Source organism: Sphingomonas sp. PAMC 26605 (assembly GCF_000241485.1).
GTDB lineage: Bacteria > Pseudomonadota > Alphaproteobacteria > Sphingomonadales > Sphingomonadaceae > Sphingomonas.
This window is the reverse complement of sequence record NZ_JH584241.1, coordinates 3449386-3471520: the sequence shown is the minus strand read 5'-3', so window position 1 is coordinate 3471520 and position 22135 is coordinate 3449386. Positions and strand designations below refer to the sequence as shown.

Below are 22135 nucleotides of genomic sequence, written 5' to 3'. Positions count from 1 at the left end.
AGACCGGTGCGTCGTGGGCCGCTATTAAAAGCGCCACCGACCCCCTTCCGTCATCCCCGCGCAGGCGGGGATCCATACTGGCTGACGGCGCAGGACTGGACGGACGGGACTAATGGATTCCCGCCTACGCGGGAATGACGGGCAGGTTGCACGAAATTTCGTGCCAGACCGTCATTGCGCAACGTCGGCTTCCACCGCTTTTTGCCGTTCCGCCCATGCGTAAGGAGAGGGCACTTTATGGCTCAACGCCCTAGGCGGCTTGCGCAACACTGGTCGGCAGCGTCCCGGCGCGCCGCTCGAGCACCTTCAGATAGGTGTCGAGCACCACCTGGTTGATCCGCTCCCATTGATAGGTCGCGGCGGCGGCATGGCCTGCTGCGCCTGCGCTCTTGCGGAACGCATCGTCCTCGCAGAAGCGCTGCAGCGCATCGGCATAGCCCTCGATATCGGTCGGCGGGACGATCAGTCCGGTCTCGCCATCGGCGATCAGCCCGACCGCGCCCGAGGCGCGCGCCGCGACCACCGGAACCCCCGCCGCCATCGCTTCCAGCGTGACGTTGCCGAAGGTCTCGGTCAGGCTCGGGTTGAAGAACACGTCCATCGACGCGACCGCGCGGCCGAGATCGTCGCCGGTGAGATAGCCCGCGAACACCGCATTGGGCGCCTGCTGCGCGAACCAGTCGCGCGCGGGGCCTTCGCCGACGACGAAGGTGCGATATTTGACGCCGCGCTGGTCGAGCACGCGCAGCGCCTGCGCGAACACGTCGAGCCCCTTTTCCTTGACCAGCCGCCCAAGGAACCCGACCGCGATCTCGTCATCGCCGATGCCGAGGCTGCGGCGCCAAGCGAGATCGCGTCGCGCCGGGTTGAAACGATCGTGATTGACCCCGCGCGACCAGCGCGTGACCGGCGTCGGCACGCCCCATTCGTGGAGGATCTCGCCCATCATCTGGCTCGGCGCGAGCACTTCGTCGACGCGGCTGTAGAAGCGCGTCTGCGCGCGGATCATGATGGGGACGAGGAACCCGAGCCCGTAATAGCTCATATAGGTCTCGAAGCGCGTGTGGTACGACGCGACGCACGCGATATTGTGCTTCTCGGCATAGTCGAGCGCCTTGTGGCCGAGCCGGTCGGGCGCCGAGAGATGGATCAGATTGGGCTTGAACGCGGCAAGATCGCGCCGCACGCGATTGCCCATGCCGCGCGTCAGTTTGTATTCGCCGCGCAGCGGGATCTTGATCGACGGCGCGCTGACGAGGTCGCCGGTCGGCGGGAAGGCCGGGGTGCGGCTGGTCGGGGCATAGATGCGCACTTTGACTCCGCGACTAAGCAAATGGCCGACGAGCAAATTGAGCGTCTGGTTCGCACCATCGCGGGTATAGTTATAGTTGCCGCTGAACAGCGCCACGCGGAGATCGGAAGCTTGCATCGCACGGCGCCATAGCGAAGCGCGGGGCGCGTGACTATCTCTCGCGGCAAATCCCTTAGCGCCTGGAGCCGTACATGACCGATCTGTCCGCTTTTCCGATCACCCAGCGCTGGCCGGCGCAGCATCCCGAGCGGTTGCAACTCTATTCGTTGCCGACGCCCAACGGCGTCAAGGTGTCGATCATGCTCGAGGAGACCGGATTGCCCTATGAGCCGCATCTCGTCGATTTCGCCAAGGACGACCAGAAGAGCCCCGAATACGAATCGCTCAATCCCAACGGCAAGATTCCGGCAATTCTCGATCCGCAGGGCCCAGGGGGCACGCCGCTCGCTTTGTTCGAATCGGGCGCGATCCTGCTCTACCTAGCCGAGAAGACCGGGCAGTTCCTGCCGCGCGATCCGGTCGCCCGGCTGCAGGCGATCCAGTGGGTGATGTTCCAGATGGGCGGGGTCGGGCCGATGTTCGGGCAGGTCGGCTTCTTCGTCAAATTCGCCGGCAAGGATTTCGAGGATAAGCGCCCGCGCGATCGCTACGTCGCCGAGGCGACGCGGCTGCTCGGCGTGATGGACACGGCGCTGGCCGGCAAGAGCTGGTTCCTCGGCGAGGACTATACGATCGCCGACATCTCGATGCTCGGCTGGGTCAACGGGCTCGTCAATTTCTACGGCGCGGGGGATCTTGTCGGGTTCGACTCGTTCGCCAACGTCAAGGCGTGGCTTGCGCGCGGGCTGGAACGGCCGGCGGTGCAACGCGGCCTCCACATCCCGGCGCGGGGGTAGCGCTCAGGCGGCGGCGTGGACTTGCGCGAAGCCTTCGAAATAGCCGCGGACGTTCGGGTCGGTGATCGGCGCGAGCAGCTCCGCGACGGTTTCGGGAAGCGTCGCTCCGCCGCCCGCCGGACCGCCGTGCGCATAGCCCATCGACCATTGGCCAAAGCTCGCCTGGGTGATCTCGGAGCGCGACAGGACCACGACGGCGTGATGGCGCTTATCCTGCTTGATCCGCTCGAACACGGTGTCGATCGCCGCGTCCGGCCCCTCGAGGACCTGCAGGAAGCGTCGGCCGCCGGCTACGAGCAAGCCCGTGACGCCGACCGCGGCGTTGTTACGGCGCGAGATCCGCAGGATTGCGTCGAGCTCGTCGGGGGTGAAAGGGGTGCGGGTGCTGCTGATGTAGATGAGGCGGCGCATAAGGGGGCTCCGGGGGGACAGGCCTTCTTCCGACGGAAGGTGCGAACGCCGGGTTAATATTGCTGAGCGATTGATTTCGATCACCTAATCGACGGACGAATGGATCGTGGAGCGCGCTGCCGGCGAATGTCTGTTCCCCTCCCGTTCCAGATTGGCTATGACGGGGGCATGGCCAAACTTCAAAAGCGCTACGTCTGCCAGGCGTGTGGATCGGTGTCGCACCGCTGGCAGGGGCAGTGTGCCGATTGCGCCGAGTGGAACACGCTGGTCGAGGAAGTCGCGGCGACGGTGACGCCGTTCCAGGCCAAGCACAATTTGCAGGGCGGCGGCAGAACGATGACGCTGGTTGGGCTCGATGCCGAGATCGCCTTGCCCGAGCGGATGGCCTCTGGAATTGCCGAACTCGATCGTGCGCTCGGCGGCGGCTTCGTCGAGGGCTCGGCGACGCTGATCGGCGGCGACCCGGGGATCGGCAAGTCGACCTTGCTGCTCCAGGCGGCGGCGAAGATGGCGCTTGCGGGCCTGCGCGTCGCCTATGTCTCGGGCGAGGAAGCGGCCGATCAGGTCCGGTTACGCGCGCGGCGGCTGGGGCTTGGGCATGCGCCGGTGCAGCTCGCCGCGGCGACCTCGACGCGCGATATCCTGACGACATTGGGGCAGGGGCAGCCGCCCGCCTTGCTCGTGATCGATTCGATCCAGACGATGCACAGCGACCTGATCGAAGGCGCGCCGGGCACCGTCAGCCAGGTGCGCGCCTCGGCGCAGGAGCTGATCCGCTTCGCCAAGGAGCGCGGCACGGCGGTGGTGCTGGTCGGTCACGTCACCAAGGATGGGTCGATCGCCGGGCCGCGCGTGCTCGAACATATGGTCGACACCGTGCTGAGCTTCGAGGGCGAGCGCAGCCATCAATATCGCATCCTGCGCGCGATCAAGAATCGCTTCGGCGGGACCGACGAGATCGGCGTGTTCGCGATGGTCGCCGAAGGGCTGACCGAGGTCGGTAATCCTTCGGCCTTGTTCCTGACGCAGCGCGACGAGGGCGTGACCGGGACGACGGTGTTTCCCGCACTCGAGGGCACGCGCCCGGTGCTGGTCGAAATTCAGGCGCTGGTCGTGCGGCTGGCCAGCGGCGCGACGCCGCGGCGCGCGGTGGTCGGCTGGGACAGCGGGCGGCTCGCGATGGTGCTCGCGGTGCTCGAAGCGCGCTGCGGGCTGAGTTTCTCGACGAGCGAAGTCTATCTCAACATCGCGGGCGGGTATCGCGTACAGGACCCGGCGGCCGATCTGGCGGTGGCGGCGGCTTTGATCTCGGCCTTGTCGGAGCGGCCGGTCCCCGCCGATGCGGTGGTGTTCGGCGAGCTCGCACTGTCGGGCGAGGTCCGTCCGGTCGCCCACGGCGCGCTGCGCTTGAAGGAAGCGGGCAAGCTCGGTTTCGAGCGCGCGTTGCTTCCGGCGGCGGTGCAGGACGACAAGAGCGGGTTGAAGCTCACCGGCTTTCGTACGCTCGGCAGTTTCGTCGAGCATATGCTCGGGCGGTAGCCCCTCTCGACTACCCCAGCGCGCGCGGATAAGGCGCGGAGATGCATCTTACCGCGCTCGATATCCTCGTCCTGCTCGCCATTGGCGGTGCCGCCACTTTGGGGCTGGTGCGCGGCTTCGTAACCGAAGTGCTTTCGCTGTTCGCCTGGGTGGCGATCGTGTTCGCGGTCAAGCTGTTCCATGTACCGCTGACGCGTGCGCTGACGGGCATGGTCGGCACGACCACGGGCGCGGCGGTGCTCGCCTTCGCAATCCTCGCGGGCGTTACCTATTTCGGCGGCCGGATGGTCGCCAACGCGATCGGCGCGCGCACGCGCGATTCGATCCTCGGCCCGGTCGACCGCGCGCTCGGCTTCGGCTTCGGCGCATTGAAGGGGCTGATCCTCGCGAGTCTGGCCTTTCTGCTCGTCGTGCTGATGACCGACACGATGAGCGGGGGGCCGACGCATCGCCCGGAATGGCTGACCCAGGCCAAGGTCTATCCATTGCTCAACACGACCAGCGCGAGCATCGCCGACTTCGTCGACCGCCGCCGCAAGGGCGAGCCGGTGTTCGGCCATGTCTATGCGCCGACCGAACGCGACGTCGACGCCGACAACGCGTCCGAGTGAGCGCGGCGGGGTGACGCGCGCGGCCGCCTTGCCTACATAGGCGCAATGACCGCGCCGCTCTACACCACCGAAATTCTTCGCCTCTCGGCGACGATCCCGCATCACCAACGACTGAGTGACCCGATGGGATCGTCCGAGAAGCGCTCGCCTATCTGCGGCAGCCGGGTGACGGTCGACGTCAACATGGATTCCGACGGGCGCGTCGCCGAACTCGGCCTGCTGGTGCGCGCCTGCGCGCTGGGTCAGGCATCGGCGTCGCTGATGGGCGCCGAGGCGATCGGCAAGACCCCCGCCGAGCTCGCCGCGGCGCGCGATTCGCTTGCCGCCTGGCTGGCGAACGACGGCCCGCTTCCCGCCTGGCCGGGGTTCGCCCTCTTCACGCCGGCCCTGCCGCACAGCGCGCGGCACGCCTCGATCCGGCTCGCCTTCGAGGCAGCCGCCGAGGCTGCCGAAGCGGCTGCCAAGGCGCCGGCGTGACCCAGTCGCTGCTACTCGACGGGGTCATCCTCGGCGGGTTCGCGCTCGTCTTCGTCCTCATCTTCCGCCGCTTCGGGCTCGGCGCGACGCTCGGCTATCTCGTTGCGGGCGCGGTGGTCGGGCCGCAGGTGCTGCATCTGGTCGGCGATGCCGAATCGAAGATGGGGATCGCCGAGCTCGGCATCACCTTGCTGCTGTTCATCGTCGGGTTGGAACTCAACCCGACACGGCTGTGGGCGCTCAAGAAGGAGATTTTCGGGCTTGGCCTGCTCCAGGTCGGGCTGTGCGGAATCGCGGTGACCGGGGTCGTCTGGCTGGCGAGCCACGCCGGCTCGCCGCAGCATTTCTCCGGGGCCGCGGCGCTCGTGCTCGGCCTGCCGCTGGCGCTGTCGTCGACCGCGCAGGTCCTGCCGATGCTGCAATCGGCGGGGCGGCTGCGCACGCCGTTCGGAGAGCGCGCCTTCTCGATCCTGCTGTTCCAGGATCTGTCGATCGTTCCCTTGATCACGCTGGTCACCGTGCTGTCGCGCAATCCGGCCGATGCCGGCGGGCCGCCGGGATGGCTGCTGTTCCTCTACACCGTCGGCGCGGTGGCGGGGCTGGTCGCCGCCGGGCGTTTCCTGCTGCGCCCGTTGTTCCGCATCATCGGCAATCTCGGCGAGCGCGAGATGTTCGTCTTCGCCGCGCTGTTCACCGTGATCGGGGCGGCGGCGATCATGGAATCGCTCGGCCTGTCGACCGCGCTCGGCGCGTTCGTCGCGGGCGTGATGCTCGCCGACAGCCCGTATCGGCATGAACTGGAAGCAGACGTCGAGCCGTTCCGCTCGATCCTGCTCGGGCTGTTCTTCCTCGCGGTCGGGATGATGCTCGATCTCCACGCGATCGCCGAACGGCCGTTCTTCGTGATCGGCATGGCGCTCGCGCTGATCGCGACCAAGGCGCTGATCATCTTCGGCATCGGCATGCTGTTCAAGATGAAGTGGCGGTCGGCGCTCGCGCTCGGGCTGCTGCTGAGCCAGGGCGGCGAGTTCGGCTTCGTGCTGTTCGCGCAGGCGCAGCACGCCTTCCTGATCGCGCCCGAGGCCGCCAGCCTGTTCGGCGCGATCGTCACGCTGTCGATGGCGACGACGCCGTTCCTGATGATGATCACATCGCGGATCCGCGCCGAGCCGATTGTGGCGGGCGAGCGCGACGGGCCGACCGCGGACGGGGCCAATGCGCTGATCGTCGGTTATGGGCGCTTCGGCCAGACCGTCGCGCAGATGCTGATCGCGCAAGGGGTGCCGGTGACGCTGATCGACACCGATATCGAGATGATCGACATCGCCAGCGAGTTCGGCGCCAAGGTCTATTATGGCGACGGGACGCGGATGGATCTGCTGCGCCAGGCGGGGGCGGGCGAGGCCGAGCTCATCCTGTTCTGCATGGACGGCGACCAGATTTCTGCCGATCTCGTCAAAGGGGTGAAGGAAGCCTTCCCGCACGCCTCGATCTACGTCCGCGCCTATGATCGCCGCGCGGTGATCAAGCTCAAGGGCGCGCCGCTCGACGGGGTGGTGCGCGAAGTGCTCGAATCGGCGGTGAAGATGGGACGGATGGCGCTCAAGAGCATCGGCGTCGACGAGGCCGAGATCGACCGCACCGAGGACCTCTATCGCAGCAAGGACAAGGAACGGCTGCGCGCGCAGGTCGCAGCGGGCGATATTCGCGCGGCGCGCGACACGATCATCACACAGGACGAGCGCGAATCGGCGTTGCCCGAGGATGAGGAATCGGTGGAGGGACCGCGATGAACTGGATCGCATTGCTGGCGGCGCTGTCGGGTGCGCTGGCGATCGGCGCGGGAGCGTTCGGCGCCCATGGCGCGGGCAAGGAGGCCGCCGAATGGCTCAAGACCGGCGCGCATTACCAGTTGATCCATGCCGTCGCCGCGCTGGTCGCGCTGCGGATGGAGGCACGCGGGCCGGCCTGGCTGTTCCTGTGCGGCGGAGCGGTGTTCGCGGTGTCGCTGTATCTGATCGCGATCGGGTTACCGCGCTGGCTTGGCGCGATAACCCCGATTGGTGGTGTCCTGCTGATTGCAGGCTGGCTCTGGCTCGCATGGATCGCCGCGCGCCAGGCCTGAGCGCTTATTCGACTGCGTCGATATCGTCGACGTCCTCCTCGAGATGGTCCTCGATCGCCTCGCCGATCAGGTCGAGTTGCTCGACCGTCGCGCTGAGCTCGAGCACCGCGCCGTCCTCGTCTTCGATATGCAGCGTATAGCCGTCGCCGGCGGGTTCAATCGTGAAGCGTTCGAGAGCCTTGGCCATGTCGCATCCTTCGTCCAGGGGGAATGGCTCGAGAACCGCCAGCCGGCCTTTTGGTTGCGCGCTTGGCGTGTCAGGTTTGACGCCCGGCCTTGCGACAGCGATCCGAGCAATAGACCACCGAGTCCCAGTCGCGCGCCCATTTCTTGCGCCAGGCGAACGGCCGCTGACAGACCGGGCAGGTCTTTTCGGGAAGGTTGGTCTTGGCGATACCGTTCGGCATTCAGGCACCCGCTCGGTCGAGAAAGACGCGGACGTCGGCAAGCTCGACCGAACGATCGAGATAGGTCGCGCCGATCCCGCGCGCGAGCAGGAAGGGCAGGGTGCCGGCATCCATCTTCTTGTCGTGGAGCATGTGCGCCACCAGCGTCGCGCCGTCGGCTTCGATCCCCGCCGCCGTCACCCCATCGGGCAGGCCGATCGCGCGCAGGTGCGTCGCGACGCGGTCGGCGTCGTGCGCCGGGGCAAGTCCGTGCGCTGCCGAATAGCCGAACGCCAGCGCCATTCCAGCGGCGACGCCCTCGCCGTGGAGCAATCGGTCGGAGAACCCGGCCTCGGCCTCTAGCGCATGGCCGAAGGTGTGGCCGAGGTTGAGCAAGGCACGCTTGCCGGTCGTCTCGCGCTCGTCCGCGGCAACGATGCGCGCCTTGGCGGCGACCGCGTGCGCGATCGCATAGGCGCGTGCGGCGGGGTCGCCGGCGAGCAAGGCGGGGGCATTGGCCTCGCACCAGTCGAAGAAATCGGGATCGTCGATCAGACCGTATTTGACCACCTCGGCATAGCCGGCGCGGACGTGCCGCAGCGGCAGCGTGTCGAGCACGTCCGGGTCGATCAGCACCAGCGCCGGCTGGTGAAACGCGCCGACGAGGTTCTTGCCGGCGCGCGCATTGATCGCGGTCTTGCCGCCGACCGACGAATCGACCTGCGCGAGCAGGGTCGTCGGGATCTGCACGAAGCCACAGCCACGCTTGAGGATGGCGCAGGCGAAGCCGACGAGATCGCCGATCACCCCGCCGCCCAGCGCGACGACATGATCGCCGCGCTCGACGCCGAGTTCGAGCAGCCGGTCGGTCAGTTGCTCGAGCATCGCCCAGCTCTTGGTGGCTTCGCCCGGCGGGAGCACGATCGCTTCGCTCGCCACACCCGCCATGGTCAGCGACGCCTGCAGCGTCGCGAGATGCGGCAGCAGGTTCTCGTCGGTGACGATCGCCATGTGCCGCCCGCGCGACAATGGCTTCAGCCATTCGCCTGCGCGCGCCAGCACGCCGGCTTCGATCACGACGTCGTAACTGCGCATACCGAGCGCCACGGGAATGGTCGTCATATCTTGCCGAGCGCTTTCAGAATGGCGTTGACCGTCGCGTCGTGCGGCGCGCGGTGGCTGGAGACGCGCAGGTGCGCGGTCGCGTAGAACGGGTTGCGCACGCGCGCCAGCTCCTCGAGCACGGCAAGCGGATCGCGGTTGCGCAGCAACGGGCGCGTATCGCGGCGCGAGACGCGCTCGACCAGCACCGCGGGATTGGCGTCGAGCCAGATCGCGAAGCCGTTCGACAGGATCGCGGCGCGCGTCTGCGGGTCGACGAACGCGCCGCCGCCGGTGGCGATCACGCGGCGTTCGCCGTCCATCAACCGCGCGATCACGCGGCGTTCGCCGTCGCGAAAATAGGCTTCGCCGAATCGCTCGAAGATCTCGGACACCGCCATTCCGGCGGCGATCTCGATTTCGCTGTCGGCATCGACGAACGGCAGGCCGAGCCGGGTCGCGAGCCTGCGCCCGACGGTCGATTTGCCGGCGCCCATCAATCCGACCAGCACGATCGGCTGGCCGTTCCAGCGGGGTGGCTCGGGCGGGGTGGGGGCGGGGCTTTGCAACATCGAAGCGAGCGCTATACAGCGCACCTGCGTCTCGGGCAAAAGCTTGGTCGTTGCCGATTTTCCGTTTGTTGCAGGTTGTGAGCCCATGCCCCGTTCGATCGTTGCTCTCATCGTCGTCCTCGTGGTGGTCGTCGCCTTGCTGTTCGGCCTGTCGCGGCTCTCGCACGAGAAGCCGCTGAAGCATGTCGAAAAGGCTGTCCCGCTTGCGAATCTCCAGAAGTAAGGTCGCGCTCGCCGCGCTCGCGGCGGCCCTGGCGATCCCGGCGGTCGGCCAGGACAAGCCCGAATCGATCCTGCCGCCCGGCTTCGGCGATCCGACGCCGCCGCCGAGTGCGCCGCGGCCGCGTGCGGTCCAGCCGGTTCGGCCCGAGGCGGCAGCAACGCCGGTGGTGCCGCGCCCGGCCGCGCCGGTCCTTGCCCCGACGCTTCCCGATGCGCCCGACGCCGCGCCGAGCCCGCTCGACGCGCCAACGCCGACCGCGACCCCGCCGGCGGCGACCGATTTCGCCGCCTTCGTTCGCGCCGACATGCCCGCTTATGCGCGGCGCTCGCTCGACCGGGTCGGCGTTGCCGGCCCGGCGCAAGGCGCGATGGGCACCGACGCGTTCGGGCAGGCCGACGGGCGCTACCTCGAGACGCTGATGCGCCGGCTTAATCCCCCGGTCGCGTCGCGCTGGGTGTCGATCGCATTGCGGCGTGCGCTGCTCGCGCGGGTCGATACGCCGCGCGGCGTCAACGGCGCGGATTTCGCCGCCGAGCGCGCCTGGCTGCTGGTGCGGATGGGCGAATCGGTCGGCGCACGCGCGATGGTGCAAGCGGTCGATACCGAAGATTATACGCCCAAGATGTTCGTCGCGACGATGCAGGCGGCGCTGGCGACGGGCGATCCCGCGGCTTTGTGTCCGGCGGTCGAGGCGGGTGCGAACCTTGGCGCCGAGCGCGGCTGGATCCTCGCGCGAGCGATGTGCGCCGGGCTGTCGGGCATGCCCGCCAAGGTGAAGCCGCTGATCGATCAGGCGCGCCGCTCGCGGCTGGCGGGCGGTGTCGACCTGTTGCTCGCGCAGAAGGTCGCGGGTGCCGGACAGAGCGGACGCCAGGCGGTGACGATCGAGTGGGACGATGTCTCTCAGCTGACGTCGTGGCGCTATGGTCTGGCGATGGCCTCGGGTGTCGAGATCCCGGACACGCTGCTCGCGACGGGAACGCCCGCGGTCGACGGCTGGCGCGCGCTCGCGCCGACGCTCGCCCCTAACGTCCGGGCAGCGGCAGCCGAACTCGCCGCGGCGCGCGGCATTTTGTCGAGCGCGGCGCTGATCGACCTGTACAGCGCGATCGATGCCGGCGACGACCAGTCGATCGCCGAGGCCGGCATCGCACGCGACCTGCGCGCGGCATATGATGCGAACGACGTCGCGGGCCGCGCCGACGCGTTGAAGCGGCTGTGGGACGAACCCAAGACGGCCGAGGGCCGCTATGCCCGCCTCGTGCTGACCGCAGGGGCGGCCGCGCGACTTCCGCAAACGCTCGAAAAGCCCGATGTCGATCGGATCGTTGCCTCGATTCTCAGCGCCGGGCTCGATCCGCGCGCGCAGCGCTGGCGCGACAAGGCGTCGCGCGGGAGCGATGCCTGGGCGATGCTGACCCTGGCTGACCCCGCCGAACCGGTCGCGAGCTATGACGAGGTCAGCGCCTATGCCGGCGCGAACGATTCGGACGGGCTCAAGCGCCGCATGCTCTTCGCTGGGCTCGCCGGGCTCGGGCGGATGTCGGCGAGCGAAGTCGAGCGCGGCGCCCGCACGCTCGGCGTGCGGGTCGGCCACGAGGACAGCTGGACGCGCGCGATCGGCAAGGCGGCGCTCGATCACGAGCCGGGTACGGTCGCGTTGCTGTCGGCGGTGGGCATGCAGACGCGGTCGTGGCGTGGTGTTTCGCCCGAAGCGCTGTATCACATCGTGCTGGCGCTGCGTGCGGTCGGCCTGCCGGGCGAAGCGAAGATGGTCGCCGTCGAGGCGATGAGCCGGCTTTGAGCGCGTCACGATCCGCGGGCGGGGATCGCGCGCTGATCGAGCGGTTTCTCGAGATGATGGCCGCCGAGGCGGGCGCGGCGAGGAATACCGTCGCCGCCTATCGCAGCGATCTCGAACTGGCGTCGGGGTTTCTCGAAGGGCGATTGGGCGATGCCGCGCCGGCGGATCTCACCCGGCTCGGCGCGGAATGGCTAGCGCTTTCGAAGGCGAGCGTCGCGCGCAAATCGGCGGCGCTGCGGCGCTTCTTCGCCTTTCTGGTCGATGAGGGGTTTCGCGACGACGATCCCGGTGCCGCGCTGCCGCGCCCCGGCGCATCGCGCGCGCTGCCCAAGGTGCTCGACCATGCCGATATCGACCGGTTGTTCGCCGCGATCGCGGCGCGGATCGGACGCGATCCGCCCGATCCCAACGATCTGCGGCTCGCGGCTTTGGTCGAGCTGCTCTATGGCTCGGGGCTGCGCGCGACCGAGCTGATGTCGCTGCCGCGGCGCGCGGTCGCGCCCGACCGGCCGTACCTCATCCTGCGCGGCAAGGGCGGCAAGGAGCGGCTCGTCCCGCTCTCGGATCGCGCGCGCGCGGCGGTCGCGTTGTGGCGGCACCATGTGCCGGAGGAGAGCCCATGGCTCTTTCCCTCGGGCAAGAGCCATCTCAGCCGGATCCGGCTCTATCAACTGCTCAAGGGGCTGGCGGCGGAGGCTGGGATCCCACCCGACCGGGTCAGCCCGCACGTGCTGCGGCACGCCTTCGCCACGCATCTGCTCGCCGGCGGGGCGGATCTGCGCGCGCTGCAATCGATGCTCGGCCATGCCGACATCGCCACCACCGAAATCTATACGCATGTCGACGCGAGCCGGCTGGTCGAACTCGTCAACGCACGCCATCCGCTCGCCGAGGCGACAGATCGTTTGGCGGCGCGCGTTGACGCCAAGCGACGCGGGGCTTAACCGCCCCAACCTATGGCAAGTTTCCTCGATTTCGAAAAACCGATCGCCGAGCTGCAGAGCCGGATCGACGAACTGCGCGAGACCGCGTCCGAAGGCACGGTGGATATCGCCGCGGAAGTCGGCAAGCTTCAGGCGAAGTCCGACAAGCTGCTGCGCGACACCTATGCCAAGCTCACGCCGTGGCAGAAGACGCAGGTCGCGCGCCACGGCGAGCGGCCGCATTTCAAGGATTATGTCGCCGGGCTGTTCGATGATTTCATGCTGCTCGCGGGCGATCGCGCGTTCGGCGACGATCAGGCGATCCTCGGCGGCTTCGCGCGGTTCCGCGGGCGGCGCGTGGTCGTGCTCGGCCACGAGCGCGGCGACGATACCGCGAGCCGGATCCGCCACAATTTCGGGATGGGCAAGCCCGAGGGCTATCGCAAGGCGATCCGCCTGATGGAGCTTGCCGACCGCTTCGGTCTGCCGGTCATCACGCTGGTCGATACGAGCGGTGCGTTTCCCGGTATCCAGGCCGAGGAGCGCGGCCAGGCCGAGGCGATCGCGCGCTCGACCGAGACGTGTCTCGCGCTCGGCGTGCCGATGATCGCGGCGGTGGTCGGCGAGGGCGGCTCGGGCGGCGCGATCGCACTCGCCGCGGGCAATGTCGTGATGATGTTCGAACACGCCGTCTATGCGGTGATCTCGCCCGAAGGCTGCGCCTCGATTCTGTGGCGAACCGCCGACAAGGCGCCTGATGCCGCCGAGGCGATGAAGGTCACCGCGCAGGATCTGAAGGGGCTCGGCGTGATCGACACGATCGTGCCCGAGCCGCTCGGCGGCGCGCAGCGCGACCCCGCCACCGCGATCGTGGCGCTCGGCGACGCGATCGAATCGGCGCTGCTCAAGCTCGACGGCAAGACGCCTGCGGAACTGCGGCGCAGCCGACGCGAGAAATTCCTCGCGATGGGGCGGCTCTAGCGCGTCTCGGACGACGCCGATCGACTCAGCCGGCCTTCATCGCGCCCGAAACGTTGGCGAAGGTCGTGGCGAGTTGATTGCCCAGGCCCTGCATCGCGGCGATCGCGGCAACCGCGATCAGCGCCGCGATGAGACCGTATTCGATTGCCGTCGCGCCTTTTGTCTCGGGCCGCAGCCGTCGCAATTTCCACATCGCCCATCTCCCACTCGATCTTTTTAGATCGAACGGAGCACGACCGGCCCGGAGTGCCGAAAAAAAACGCGTCGATACGAAAACGGGCGGCAGGACCATGGTCCTGCCGCCCGCCAATCGTCGCCGAAGCGATAAGGCTTACGTGGCGCCCGACTTCATCGAACCCGAGACGTTGGTGAACGTGGTGCGGAGCTGGTTGCCCAGGCCCTGCATCGCGGCGATCGCGGCAACGGCGATGAGCGCGGCGATCAGGCCGTATTCGATGGCGGTCGCGCCCTTCGAATTCTTGATGAAATTACGGATTGTCTTCATGATTCCGGTCTCCGTGGATGATGGCTTCAGTACCCGGTCGGACCGGAAACCCGGGCCAACGCTGTCCTTCTAGAAGGCGGGGGTTGATAAAAGTTTAAGCTGCGGGAACCCGGGCGCGGCGATCCGGGTTATTTTGCCGCGCCGGTCGTGCTGACCTTGGTGGTGACGGTGCCCCAGATCGTGGTCGTGATCGTCGCCACCTGCGTGAAGGCCGCGATCATCGTGATGACGACGAGCCCGGCGATCAGGCCATATTCGATCGCCGTGCCGCCGCGGCGGTCCTTCGACAGACGGGTCAGCATTCGGACGATCATGGCGGTACCTTCCGAGCCTGATAGTGAGTGCCCGATAGACAAGGATCGTTAACGAATGGCTAAGCCTGCCGACGCGTTGCTTGCGAAACCGCTGATGCTGGTCGTCGCAGCGGCGCTCATTGCGCGCGACGGGCGCGTTCTAGTTCAGCGGCGCCCGGCCGGTAAGGCCCTGGCCGGCCTGTGGGAATTCCCCGGCGGCAAGGTCGAGCCGGGCGAAACCCCCGAGGCGGCGACGGCCCGCGAACTCGCCGAGGAGCTCGGTATCCAGGTGGCCGAGGATGATCTGACGCCGTTGACCTTCGCCAGCGCGCCGCTGGTCAACCGCCATTTGCTGCTGCTGCTCTACGTCTGTCGAAATTGGGCGGGGGTCCCCGCGCCGCTCGACGCGACCGCGCTCGCCTGGCACGCGCCGGGTGCGCTGCGCGATCTAGCGATGCCGCCCGCCGACCAGCCGTTCATCGCCGCGCTTGAGCGCGAGGCGCGTAGCCGGTGACATACCCCGCCATCGTGCGGCGGAAACGATCATAGGGTGGAGGCCCGACCGGGAATCGAACCCGGGTGCGAGGATTTGCAGTCCTCTACGTCACCACTCCGCCATCGGGCCCCATGTCGTGCGGGGAGGCGCGCTGATGCAAGCACGCGGGCGCGCTGTCAACCACGGCCATTCAAAATTGCCGATACGCGTCGCTTGGCGAAGCCATTCCGTCACGATAGAAGCAAGCGCAGCAAACAAGTGTATTGCACAGCTACAACAGCTGTGCGAAGCTGGTCTCCGACAAGGGTGTGGCGCAATGACCGTGACGATGCAGGGTTCTGAAATGGTGGCGATGCGCCACGCGATGGTGGCGAGCCAGTTGCGCACCAATGCGGTGAGCGACGCGCGCGTGGTGGCGGCGATGGACAGCGTTCCACGCGAGGCCTTCCTCCCGCTCGATGCGCAGGCGATCGCGTATCGCGATACCGCGGTGCCGCTCGGCCATGGCCGCGCGCAGAATCTGCCGATCGCGACCGGGCGGTTGTTGACGCAGGCCGAGCTGCGCCCGAGCGACCGCGTGCTGCTCGTCGGCGCGGCGGGCGGCTATACTGCGGCGGTGCTCGCGCACCTGGTGGATTCGGTCGTCGCGCTCGAGTGCGAGCCAGCGCTTGCTGCCGCGGCGCGGACCGCGCTTGCCGGGGTGACCAACGTCACCGTGATCGAGGGACCGCTCGAGGCCGGCCATGAAGCAGGCGCGCCCTATGACGTGCTCGTCATCGACGGCGCGGTCGAGGCGGTATCGGACGCATTGATCGCGCAGCTCGCGATCGGCGGACGCGCGGTTGCCGGGGTCGTCGATCGTGGCGTCACGCGGCTGACTTCGGGGCGTCGCACCGCAGGCGGATTCGCCTTGCTCGACTTCGCCGACATCGATTGCGTCGTGCTGCCGGGCTTCGCGCAGCCGCGCAGCTTCACCTTTTAACCAGAAAGATACGCCCTCCATGCGCGCATTCGGTTTCGTCACGGGTACAGCGCTGCTCGCTTTGGTCGCGGCACCGCTGTCGGCGGAAACGCTGCGCGATGCTTTGGTCAAGGCGTACACGACGAATCCGACGCTCGCCGCACAGCGCGCGAACCAGCGTGGAGTCGACGAAAACGTGCCGATCGCGCGGTCGCAGGGGCTGCCGGGCGTCCAGCTGCAAAGCAGCTATACCGAGAATGCGGTCAAGGCGGCGAACAGCTTCGTCTCGCCCGACCGCCAAGTCGTCGGCGCGGTAACGCTCTCCGTCCCGATCTACAGCGGGGGTGCGGTCCGCAACGGCGTCCGCGCCGCGCAGACGCGGGTCGAGAGCGGGCAGCTCAGCTTGCGCGGCACCGAGGCCAATTTGTTCACCACGGTGGTCGGCGCCTATATGGACGTGATCCGCGACGAGGCGATCGTCGGGCTCAACACGCAGAACGTGAAGGTGCTCGAGGTCAACCTCCAGGCGAGCCGCGATCGCTTCCAGGTCGGCGACCTGACCCGCACCGACGTCGCGCAGTCGGAAGCCCGGCTCGCGGTCGCGCGCAGCCAGCTGCAATCGGCGCAGGCGCAGCTGATCACCAGCCGCGAGAGCTATATCCGCTATATCGGGACCGAGCCGGGGCGGCTCGATACCCCGCCCGACCTGCCCAATCTGCCCGCCGACCCCGATGCCGCGGTCGATGTCGCGCTGAAAAATAACCCGACGCTGCTCGCCGCGGCCAAGGCGCGCGACGCGGCCGGCTATGACATCGGCGTCGCGCGCGCGAACCGCCTGCCGCAGGTCAGCGTGAACGTCGGCGGCAATTATTACAATTATCTCGGCTCGCTCGGGGCGGGGACGGGCGTCGCGGTCGGGCAGAGCGGCAAGTCGGCGACGGTCGGCCTCGGGCTGACGCTCCCGCTCTATCAGGGCGGACGGCCCGCCGCGCAGATCCGTCAGGCGCAGGATGCGCGCGCGCAGGCGATCGAGCAGGTCACCGAGACCGAGCGCGGCGTGATCGCGCAGGCGCGGTCGGCCTATGCGGTGTGGAAATCGTCGCTCGAGACGATCGCCTCGAGCGAAGTCGCGGTCAACGCCAACAAGCTCTCGCTCGAGGGCGTCCGCGCCGAGAACAGCGTCGGCAATCGCACGATCCTCGACATCCTCAACGCCGAGCAGGAATTGCTCAATTCGCAGGTCACGCTCGTCAGCGCGCAGCGCGACGCCTATGTCGCGGGCTTCGCCTTGCTTGCGGCGATGGGCGAGGCCGAGGCGCGCGACCTCGGGCTCGACGGCGGTTCGCTGTACGACCCCGTGGCGCATTACAAGAGCGTGCGGCACCGGATCTGGGACTGGTCGTCCGATCCCGACCCGGCGGTCACGGGTACGCGGACCAATGCGACTCGCCCGCAAAATGCGAAAATGACGCAGCCGCTCGACCCAATTCTCGATGCGCCAGTTGACAGAAGCGCGCCGATCACTGCAGGTAATGCGACGAAGAACCGTTAACCATCGGATCGACGCACAAGCTAGGAAGCGGTAATGGGTGATCTGAGCGCGGAACCGTCGATGGAAGACATCCTTTCGTCGATCAAGCGCATCATCGCCGAGGAGAATGACGCGACCCCGGGGCGCGCCAAGCGCCCCGCGCGTCAGCTTCCACCGCGCTCCGATCCCGAACCCTTCGATCACGACATCCTCGAGCTGAGCGAGCCCGTCCATGAGCCGGAATATGCACGCGAGCCTGCGCCGCGTCCTGCGCCTTCGCCGGCGCCTGCTGCGGAGCCTGTAGCTGTGGCTGCCAAGCCGGCGCCCGCCGCGCCCGAACCGAGCCCCGAATCGCTGCTGTCGGCGCGCACTGCCGAAGCCTCGCGCAGTCCGCTCGACGCTTTGTCGCGGCTGGTGGTCAAGCCCGAGGTGACGGGATCGGACACGCTCGAGGGTGTGGTGCGCGAGATGCTGCGGCCGATGCTGCGCGACTGGCTCGACGCCAATCTGCCGGCGATGGTCGAGGCAATGGTGGCGCGCGAAATTGATCGGATCACCGGCAAGTAATTTCGCCGGGTAAGACCGATTGCGGGAGCGGGCGGCTTCTGCTGTAACCTGCGGCCATGAAGACACTTCTTGCCGCGACCGCGCTTAGCGCCGCTTTCATTGCCGCACCCGCGGTTGCCCGCCAACTCACCATCGACGATGTCGTCGCTTTGTCGCGCGTGTCGGCGCCCGCGGTGTCGCCCGACGGGCATTGGCTGGTGTGGCAGCAGCGGGAGACCGACCTGTCGATCGACGGCGGGCGCTTCGACCTGTGGCGGCTCGATCTGACGCGCAAGGGCGCTGCGCCCGAGAAGCTCGCGGCGGAAGCCGAGGTCAACGAGACCGCGCCGCAATTCTCGCATGACGGGCGCACGGTCTATTTCCAGTCGGACAAGGGCGGCGATGACGCGGTCTGGTCGATCGGCATCGCGGGCGGCGCGGCAACCCGACTGACGCAGTTCAAGGGCGGGATGGGGGGCTTCAAGGTCTCGCCGAAGGACGACAAGTTGCTCGTCTGGGCCGATCGCCGTCCGGGGGCGCCGAGCCTCGAGCCGGCGATGGTCAAAAAGGATGCCAATGCCGGCAACGGCCGTACCTTCGACAAGCTGTTCGTGCGGCATTGGGCGAGCTGGGCGGACGGAACGCGCTCGCAATTGTTCGTCCTGCCGCTGACGCCGAGCGGCGCGACCGGCAACGGCGTGCCGATCGAGGGCGCGCTCGTCGGTGATTCGCCGTCCAAGCCGTTCGGCGGCGGCGAGGAAGTGGCGTGGAGCGCCGATGGCAAGACGGTGTTCTTCGCCCTGCGCGAGGCGGGGCGGATCGAACCGCTCTCGACCAATCTCGATATCTTCTCCGCGCCGGCCGACGGCTCGGCCGCGCCGACCAATCTCACCGCGGCGAACCGAGGGATGGACAATCTCCCGACCGCGTCGCCCGACGGCAAATATCTCGCCTGGTTCGCGATGCAGCGCGCCGGCTACGAAGCCGATCGGCAAGTGCTGATGCTGCGCGATCTGGCGAGCGGGCAGGTGCGCGCATTGACGCAGGCTTGGGACCGTTCGGTCGGCTCGATCGCGTGGAGCCCCGACGGCAAGGCGATCCTCGTCACCGCCGAGGACACGCAGGAGACGCCGATCTGGTCGGTTTCGCCGCTCACCGGCAAGGTCGCGCGGCTGACGCAGGCGGGCAGCGTCTCGGCGGTGGTGCCGACGGCGAAGGGCGTGGTGTTCGCGATGAACTCGCTGACCGCGCCCGACGATTTCTATATCCTGACCGGCACGAAGACCGCGCGGCTGACCTCGGTCAACGCGACCAAGCTTGCGAGCATCGACATGCCGAGCGTCACCAAGTTCAGCTTTACCGGCGCGAACAGCGACAAGGTCTGGGGCTATGCGGTGAAGCCCGCGGGCAGCACGGGCAAGGTGCCGATCGCCTTCATGGTGCATGGCGGGCCGCAGGGGTCGAGCAACAACAGCTGGTCGTATCGCTGGAACCCGGCGGTGTTCGCGGGTGCGGGTTATGGCCTCGTCGCGGTCGATTTCCATGGGTCGACCGGCTACGGCCAGGCTTTCACCGATGCGATCCGCAACAATTGGGGCGGGTGGCCGCTCGACGATCTCAAGGCGGGGCTCAAGGCCGCGACCGACAAGTTCAGCTGGCTCGACGCCGACAATGCCTGCGCGCTCGGCGCGTCGTACGGCGGCTATATGATGAACTGGATCGAGGGCAATTGGCCCGATCGCTTCAAGTGCATCGTCCAGCATGACGGCGTGTTCGACGCGCGTGCAATGGCGTACGAGACCGAGGAATTGTGGTTCGACGAGTGGGAGCATGGCGGCAAGGCCTATTTCGAGGACCCCGCGGCGTTCGAGAAATGGAACCCGGTCAACCATGTGACCGCGTGGAAGACGCCGCAGCTCGTGATCACCTCTGAGGGCGATTACCGCATTCCCTACACGCAGGGGATCGCGGCGTTCACCGCGCTCCAGCGGCGCGACATTCCGTCGCGGCTGGTGGTGTATCCGGGCGGGAGCCACTGGGTGCAGAAGCCCAATGAGAGCCGGCAATGGTATCGCGAAGTGCTGGGCTGGATGGGTAAGTGGACCGGACGTGACGTGGCGGCGCCCGTGGTGGGCGCATCTGGCCGCAAGGGCGGGTGACCGGTTATCCCCTCTCCCGGTGGGAGAGGGGTAGGCGCGAATGCGCCGCGGGGTGAGGGCAGGGCGGTGGTCGGATGCTGCCCTCACCCGCCCACTCGGCGTTGCCGAGCGGGCCCCTCCCTCTCCCGCTGGGAGAGGGATTTTCATCTGGCGTTCAGCTTGGCTGGGTAGATTTCGACTCCTTATTCACTGCCACGAGGAGGAAACTCATGCGTTTGATGTCGAAGATCGCGCTGGCCAGTGCTGCGGCGTGTGCGCTGGCAGGGACGGCCTATGCCGCCGACCGCTCGTTCCACCGGATGAACGTCGCGCTTCCCGACGGCTCGGTCGCGCACGTGCTGTATCAGGGCGATGTCGCGCCCAAGCTCGAGATCGTCCCCGTCGAGCGGAGCATCCCCGTCGCGCTGGTCGATTCGCCCTTCGTCGGCTTCGACCAGATCTTGGCCGACATGGATCGCCAGGCGGCCACGATGATGCAGCAGGCCGCCGCGCTCCAGGCGGCGGCGCCGGCGGGCGGGAAGATCGACCAGGCCGCGCTGAAGTCGCTTCCCGCCGGGTCGAGCTATTCGTTCACCTCGTACAGCTCGAGCAACGGCGGCTGTACGCAGAGCTACCAGATGACCGCCTACGGCAATGCCGAACCCAAGGTCGTCTCGCAGAGCAGCGGCGATTGCAGCAAGGCGGGGCAGCTCCAGGCCGCGCCCAAGCCCGCCAAGGCGGTGGAAGCGCCCAAGACCGTGCCGCACGACGCGGTCTGACGCGCGTCACCATGCAGCGGAGAGGGCGGTCCCACCGGGCCGCCCTTTTCTTTTGCGGCGTCGCGGCTAAAGCCTGCAGGCTATGACCGAGCTCTCCAAAACCTTCGACCCCGCCGAACTCGAGCAGCGCTGGTACGCGCATTGGGAGACGAACGGCCTGTTCCGCCCCGACCGCCCCGGCGCCGAGCCGTGGACGATCGTCAACCCGCCGCCCAACGTCACGGGCTCGCTCCATATCGGCCATGCGCTCGACAACACGCTGCAGGACATTCTCGTCCGCCACGCGCGGCTGCAGGGCAAGGACGCGCTGTGGGTGGTCGGCACCGACCATGCCGGCATCGCGACGCAGATGGTGGTCGAGCGGCAGATGGCCGAGCGCCAGCAGAAGCGCACCGACTTCTCCCGCGAGGAATTCGTCGCGAAGGTGTGGGAATGGAAAGAGGAGAGCGGCGGCGAGATCACGCAGCAGCTCCGCCGGCTCGGTTGCTCGATGGACTGGACGAACGAGCGCTTCACGATGGACGAGGGCTTTTCCAAGGCCGTGCTGAAGGTGTTCGTCGACCTGCACAAAGAAGGCCTGCTCTACCGCGACAAGCGGCTGGTGAACTGGGATCCGGGCCTCGGCACCGCGATCAGCGACCTCGAGGTCGAGACGCGCGAGATCAAGGGCAGCTTCTGGCATCTGCGCTATCCGCTGGCGGATGCCAGCGGCTTCATCGAGGTCGCGACGACGCGGCCCGAGACGATGCTCGCCGATATGGCCGTCGCGGTGAACGCTTCGGACGAACGTTACACGCATCTGGTCGGCAAGCAGATCAAGCTGCCGATCACCGGGCGACTGATCCCGATCGTGACCGACGACCATGCCGATCCCGAACTGGGGTCTGGCGCGGTCAAGATCACGCCGGGGCACGACTTCAACGACTTCGAGGTCGGCAAGCGGGCGGGGATCAAGGCGGGCGAGATGCTCAACATGCTCGATGCCAGGGCGCAGATCGTCCAGGTGTCCGATGGGCTGATCCCGGCCGAACTGCTCGGGCTGACCACGGCGGAGGCGCGCAAGGCGGTCGTCGCGCGGCTGAAGGCCGAGGGCTTCCTCATCGCGCATATCGACAAGGACGGCGTCGAGCATGAAGCCGAGCCGCGTACGATCCAGACGCCCTATGGCGATCGCTCGGGCGTGGTGATCGAGCCGTGGCTGACCGACCAATGGTATGTCGATGCGGCGACCTTGGCGAAGCCCGCGATCGAGGCGGTGCGGTCGGGCGCGATCCAGATCGTGCCCAAGACGTGGGAGAAGACCTTCTTCAACTGGATGGAGAATATCCAGCCGTGGTGTGTCTCGCGGCAGCTGTGGTGGGGGCATCGGATTCCGGCGTGGTTCGCCGAGGATGGCTCGATCTACGTCGCGCTGACCGAGGCCGAGGCGCAGGCGCAGGCCGGCGAAGGCGTTGCGCTGCGCCAGGATAGCGACGTGCTCGACACGTGGTTCTCCTCCGCGCTGTGGCCGTTTGCGACGATGGGC

At 67.7% G+C, this 22135-nt stretch carries 26 protein-coding genes and 1 tRNA gene; 17 read left to right on the top strand and 10 right to left on the bottom strand.

Annotation, left to right across the window (positions count from 1 at the left end; all coding sequences use genetic code 11):
• Positions 1 to 250 precede the first annotated feature (250 nt).
• Positions 251 to 1429, bottom strand: a complete 1179-nt coding sequence (locus tag RH90_RS16100; RefSeq protein ID WP_010187038.1) for a glycosyltransferase family 4 protein — start codon at positions 1427 to 1429, stop codon at positions 251 to 253.
• Between the two features lie 74 nt (positions 1430 to 1503).
• Here RH90_RS16100 and RH90_RS16095 point away from each other — a divergent pair, with 74 nt between their 5' ends.
• Positions 1504 to 2208: a glutathione S-transferase N-terminal domain-containing protein gene (locus RH90_RS16095; protein WP_010187037.1), complete on the top strand. Its 705-nt coding sequence runs from the start codon at positions 1504 to 1506 to the stop codon at positions 2206 to 2208.
• Between the two features lie 3 nt (positions 2209 to 2211).
• Here RH90_RS16095 and RH90_RS16090 read toward each other — a convergent pair whose 3' ends face one another.
• Positions 2212 to 2619, bottom strand: a complete 408-nt coding sequence (locus tag RH90_RS16090; protein ID WP_010187036.1) for a BLUF domain-containing protein — start codon at positions 2617 to 2619, stop codon at positions 2212 to 2214.
• Positions 2620 to 2787: 168 nt separating this feature from the next.
• Here RH90_RS16090 and radA point away from each other — a divergent pair, with 168 nt between their 5' ends.
• From radA to RH90_RS16065, 5 genes are read left to right on the top strand one after another with little or no spacing between them, the layout of a single operon-like run.
• Complete coding sequence (gene radA / locus RH90_RS16085; RefSeq protein ID WP_010187035.1) at positions 2788 to 4158, top strand: DNA repair protein RadA; 1371 nt, start codon at positions 2788 to 2790, stop codon at positions 4156 to 4158.
• Between the two features lie 41 nt (positions 4159 to 4199).
• Complete coding sequence (locus tag RH90_RS16080; protein ID WP_010187034.1) at positions 4200 to 4769, top strand: CvpA family protein; 570 nt, start codon at positions 4200 to 4202, stop codon at positions 4767 to 4769.
• Between the two features lie 45 nt (positions 4770 to 4814).
• Positions 4815 to 5246 (top strand): iron-sulfur cluster assembly scaffold protein, encoded by a 432-nt coding sequence (locus RH90_RS16075; protein ID WP_010187032.1) that lies wholly within the window; start codon positions 4815 to 4817, stop codon positions 5244 to 5246.
• Positions 5243 to 7039 (top strand): cation:proton antiporter domain-containing protein, encoded by a 1797-nt coding sequence (locus RH90_RS16070; RefSeq protein WP_010187030.1) that lies wholly within the window; start codon positions 5243 to 5245, stop codon positions 7037 to 7039. The genes RH90_RS16075 and RH90_RS16070 overlap by 4 nt, the downstream gene beginning before the upstream one ends.
• Positions 7036 to 7371 (top strand): DUF423 domain-containing protein, encoded by a 336-nt coding sequence (locus RH90_RS16065; RefSeq protein ID WP_010187029.1) that lies wholly within the window; start codon positions 7036 to 7038, stop codon positions 7369 to 7371. Before RH90_RS16070 ends, RH90_RS16065 begins: the two co-directional genes overlap by 4 nt.
• A 4-nt stretch (positions 7372 to 7375) precedes the next feature.
• On the opposite strand, the gene RH90_RS16060 is transcribed toward RH90_RS16065, so the two are convergent.
• From RH90_RS16060 to RH90_RS16050, 4 genes are all read right to left on the bottom strand, one after another.
• Positions 7376 to 7558 (bottom strand): hypothetical protein, encoded by a 183-nt coding sequence (locus tag RH90_RS16060; protein WP_010187027.1) that lies wholly within the window; start codon positions 7556 to 7558, stop codon positions 7376 to 7378.
• A gap of 70 nt (positions 7559 to 7628) precedes the next feature.
• A complete protein-coding gene (locus RH90_RS22685; protein ID WP_010187025.1) occupies positions 7629 to 7778 on the bottom strand; it encodes a DUF2256 domain-containing protein in 150 nt (49 codons plus the stop codon).
• Positions 7779 to 8879 (bottom strand): 3-dehydroquinate synthase, encoded by a 1101-nt coding sequence (gene aroB / locus RH90_RS16055; protein ID WP_010187023.1) that lies wholly within the window; start codon positions 8877 to 8879, stop codon positions 7779 to 7781.
• Positions 8876 to 9430, bottom strand: a complete 555-nt coding sequence (locus tag RH90_RS16050) for a shikimate kinase (RefSeq protein ID WP_051124694.1) — start codon at positions 9428 to 9430, stop codon at positions 8876 to 8878. The genes aroB and RH90_RS16050 overlap by 4 nt, the downstream gene beginning before the upstream one ends.
• 85 nt (positions 9431 to 9515) lie before the next feature.
• Between RH90_RS16050 and RH90_RS23980 the strand changes: the two genes are divergently transcribed.
• The 4 genes from RH90_RS23980 to RH90_RS16030 are packed head-to-tail and all read left to right on the top strand — an operon-like array spanning position 9516 to position 13361.
• Positions 9516 to 9653 carry a hypothetical protein gene (locus tag RH90_RS23980; protein WP_165954491.1) on the top strand — a complete coding sequence of 46 codons (138 nt, stop codon included), beginning with the start codon at positions 9516 to 9518 and terminating at the stop codon, positions 9651 to 9653.
• A complete protein-coding gene (locus RH90_RS16040; protein ID WP_010187016.1) occupies positions 9634 to 11457 on the top strand; it encodes a hypothetical protein in 1824 nt (607 codons plus the stop codon). Before RH90_RS23980 ends, RH90_RS16040 begins: the two co-directional genes overlap by 20 nt.
• The gene (locus RH90_RS16035; protein ID WP_010187014.1) at positions 11454 to 12401 is read left to right on the top strand and encodes a tyrosine-type recombinase/integrase; all 948 of its coding nucleotides are present in this window, start codon (positions 11454 to 11456) and stop codon (positions 12399 to 12401) included. The genes RH90_RS16040 and RH90_RS16035 overlap by 4 nt, the downstream gene beginning before the upstream one ends.
• 12 nt (positions 12402 to 12413) lie before the next feature.
• On the top strand, positions 12414 to 13361 hold the full coding sequence (locus RH90_RS16030) for an acetyl-CoA carboxylase carboxyltransferase subunit alpha (protein WP_010187012.1): 948 nt from the start codon (positions 12414 to 12416) through the stop codon (positions 13359 to 13361).
• 25 nt (positions 13362 to 13386) lie between these two features.
• Here the strand turns inward: RH90_RS16030 and RH90_RS16025 are convergent, their stop codons facing one another.
• The 3 genes from RH90_RS16025 to RH90_RS16015 form a co-directional block, all read right to left on the bottom strand.
• Complete coding sequence (locus RH90_RS16025; protein ID WP_010187010.1) at positions 13387 to 13554, bottom strand: Flp family type IVb pilin; 168 nt, start codon at positions 13552 to 13554, stop codon at positions 13387 to 13389.
• 138 nt (positions 13555 to 13692) lie between these two features.
• Entirely contained in the window at positions 13693 to 13866 is a 174-nt protein-coding gene (locus RH90_RS16020; RefSeq protein ID WP_010187008.1) for a Flp family type IVb pilin, read from the bottom strand.
• 128 nt (positions 13867 to 13994) lie between these two features.
• Positions 13995 to 14180 carry a Flp family type IVb pilin gene (locus RH90_RS16015; RefSeq protein WP_010187007.1) on the bottom strand — a complete coding sequence of 62 codons (186 nt, stop codon included), beginning with the start codon at positions 14178 to 14180 and terminating at the stop codon, positions 13995 to 13997.
• Between the two features lie 55 nt (positions 14181 to 14235).
• On the opposite strand from RH90_RS16015, the gene RH90_RS16010 reads away from it, so the two are divergent.
• On the top strand, positions 14236 to 14673 hold the full coding sequence (locus RH90_RS16010) for a (deoxy)nucleoside triphosphate pyrophosphohydrolase (protein WP_010187005.1): 438 nt from the start codon (positions 14236 to 14238) through the stop codon (positions 14671 to 14673).
• 37 nt (positions 14674 to 14710) lie between these two features.
• Here RH90_RS16010 and RH90_RS16005 read toward each other — a convergent pair.
• A tRNA-Cys gene (locus RH90_RS16005) sits at positions 14711 to 14784 on the bottom strand.
• Positions 14785 to 14971: 187 nt separating this feature from the next.
• Between RH90_RS16005 and RH90_RS16000 the strand changes: the two genes are divergently transcribed.
• From RH90_RS16000 to RH90_RS15975, 6 genes are all read left to right on the top strand, one after another.
• Positions 14972 to 15637 carry a protein-L-isoaspartate O-methyltransferase family protein gene (locus RH90_RS16000; protein ID WP_010187003.1) on the top strand — a complete coding sequence of 222 codons (666 nt, stop codon included), beginning with the start codon at positions 14972 to 14974 and terminating at the stop codon, positions 15635 to 15637.
• A 19-nt stretch (positions 15638 to 15656) separates the two neighbouring features.
• Complete coding sequence (locus RH90_RS15995) at positions 15657 to 17168, top strand: TolC family outer membrane protein (protein WP_010186998.1); 1512 nt, start codon at positions 15657 to 15659, stop codon at positions 17166 to 17168.
• A 33-nt stretch (positions 17169 to 17201) separates the two neighbouring features.
• The gene (locus RH90_RS15990; protein ID WP_010186996.1) at positions 17202 to 17714 is read left to right on the top strand and encodes a DUF2497 domain-containing protein; all 513 of its coding nucleotides are present in this window, start codon (positions 17202 to 17204) and stop codon (positions 17712 to 17714) included.
• A gap of 56 nt (positions 17715 to 17770) precedes the next feature.
• Positions 17771 to 19852, top strand: a complete 2082-nt coding sequence (locus RH90_RS15985; protein WP_010186994.1) for a S9 family peptidase — start codon at positions 17771 to 17773, stop codon at positions 19850 to 19852.
• Between the two features lie 209 nt (positions 19853 to 20061).
• Positions 20062 to 20610, top strand: coding sequence for a hypothetical protein (locus tag RH90_RS15980; RefSeq protein ID WP_010186992.1), 549 nt, complete (start codon positions 20062 to 20064; stop codon positions 20608 to 20610).
• Positions 20611 to 20692: 82 nt separating this feature from the next.
• A partial coding sequence (locus tag RH90_RS15975) for a valine--tRNA ligase (protein WP_010186991.1) occupies positions 20693 to 22135 on the top strand: 1443 nt, incomplete at its 3' end.

Excerpts from the sequence above, each read along its gene's own strand:
- RH90_RS16100 (WP_010187038.1), bottom strand. The coding sequence starts at position 1,429 with ATGCAAGCTTCCGATCTCCGCGTGGCGCTGTTCAGCGGCAACTATAAC.
- RH90_RS16015 (WP_010187007.1), bottom strand. The coding sequence starts at position 14,180 with ATGATCGTCCGAATGCTGACCCGTCTGTCGAAGGACCGCCGCGGCGGC.
- RH90_RS16050 (WP_051124694.1), bottom strand. The coding sequence starts at position 9,430 with ATGTTGCAAAGCCCCGCCCCCACCCCGCCCGAGCCACCCCGCTGGAAC.
- RH90_RS16080 (WP_010187034.1), top strand. The coding sequence starts at position 4,200 with ATGCATCTTACCGCGCTCGATATCCTCGTCCTGCTCGCCATTGGCGGT.
- RH90_RS16030 (WP_010187012.1), top strand. The coding sequence starts at position 12,414 with ATGGCAAGTTTCCTCGATTTCGAAAAACCGATCGCCGAGCTGCAGAGC.
- RH90_RS15995 (WP_010186998.1), top strand. The coding sequence starts at position 15,657 with ATGCGCGCATTCGGTTTCGTCACGGGTACAGCGCTGCTCGCTTTGGTC.
- RH90_RS16095 (WP_010187037.1), top strand. The coding sequence starts at position 1,504 with ATGACCGATCTGTCCGCTTTTCCGATCACCCAGCGCTGGCCGGCGCAG.
- RH90_RS15985 (WP_010186994.1), top strand. The coding sequence starts at position 17,771 with ATGAAGACACTTCTTGCCGCGACCGCGCTTAGCGCCGCTTTCATTGCC.
- RH90_RS16065 (WP_010187029.1), top strand. The coding sequence starts at position 7,036 with ATGAACTGGATCGCATTGCTGGCGGCGCTGTCGGGTGCGCTGGCGATC.
- RH90_RS16075 (WP_010187032.1), top strand. The coding sequence starts at position 4,815 with ATGACCGCGCCGCTCTACACCACCGAAATTCTTCGCCTCTCGGCGACG.
- RH90_RS16060 (WP_010187027.1), bottom strand. The coding sequence starts at position 7,558 with ATGGCCAAGGCTCTCGAACGCTTCACGATTGAACCCGCCGGCGACGGC.
- RH90_RS22685 (WP_010187025.1), bottom strand. The coding sequence starts at position 7,778 with ATGCCGAACGGTATCGCCAAGACCAACCTTCCCGAAAAGACCTGCCCG.
- radA (WP_010187035.1), top strand. The coding sequence starts at position 2,788 with ATGGCCAAACTTCAAAAGCGCTACGTCTGCCAGGCGTGTGGATCGGTG.
- RH90_RS15980 (WP_010186992.1), top strand. The coding sequence starts at position 20,062 with ATGCGTTTGATGTCGAAGATCGCGCTGGCCAGTGCTGCGGCGTGTGCG.
- RH90_RS23980 (WP_165954491.1), top strand. The coding sequence starts at position 9,516 with ATGCCCCGTTCGATCGTTGCTCTCATCGTCGTCCTCGTGGTGGTCGTC.
- aroB (WP_010187023.1), bottom strand. The coding sequence starts at position 8,879 with ATGACGACCATTCCCGTGGCGCTCGGTATGCGCAGTTACGACGTCGTG.
- RH90_RS16020 (WP_010187008.1), bottom strand. The coding sequence starts at position 13,866 with ATGAAGACAATCCGTAATTTCATCAAGAATTCGAAGGGCGCGACCGCC.
- RH90_RS15990 (WP_010186996.1), top strand. The coding sequence starts at position 17,202 with ATGGGTGATCTGAGCGCGGAACCGTCGATGGAAGACATCCTTTCGTCG.
- RH90_RS16010 (WP_010187005.1), top strand. The coding sequence starts at position 14,236 with ATGGCTAAGCCTGCCGACGCGTTGCTTGCGAAACCGCTGATGCTGGTC.
- RH90_RS16090 (WP_010187036.1), bottom strand. The coding sequence starts at position 2,619 with ATGCGCCGCCTCATCTACATCAGCAGCACCCGCACCCCTTTCACCCCC.
- RH90_RS16025 (WP_010187010.1), bottom strand. The coding sequence starts at position 13,554 with ATGTGGAAATTGCGACGGCTGCGGCCCGAGACAAAAGGCGCGACGGCA.
- RH90_RS16000 (WP_010187003.1), top strand. The coding sequence starts at position 14,972 with ATGACCGTGACGATGCAGGGTTCTGAAATGGTGGCGATGCGCCACGCG.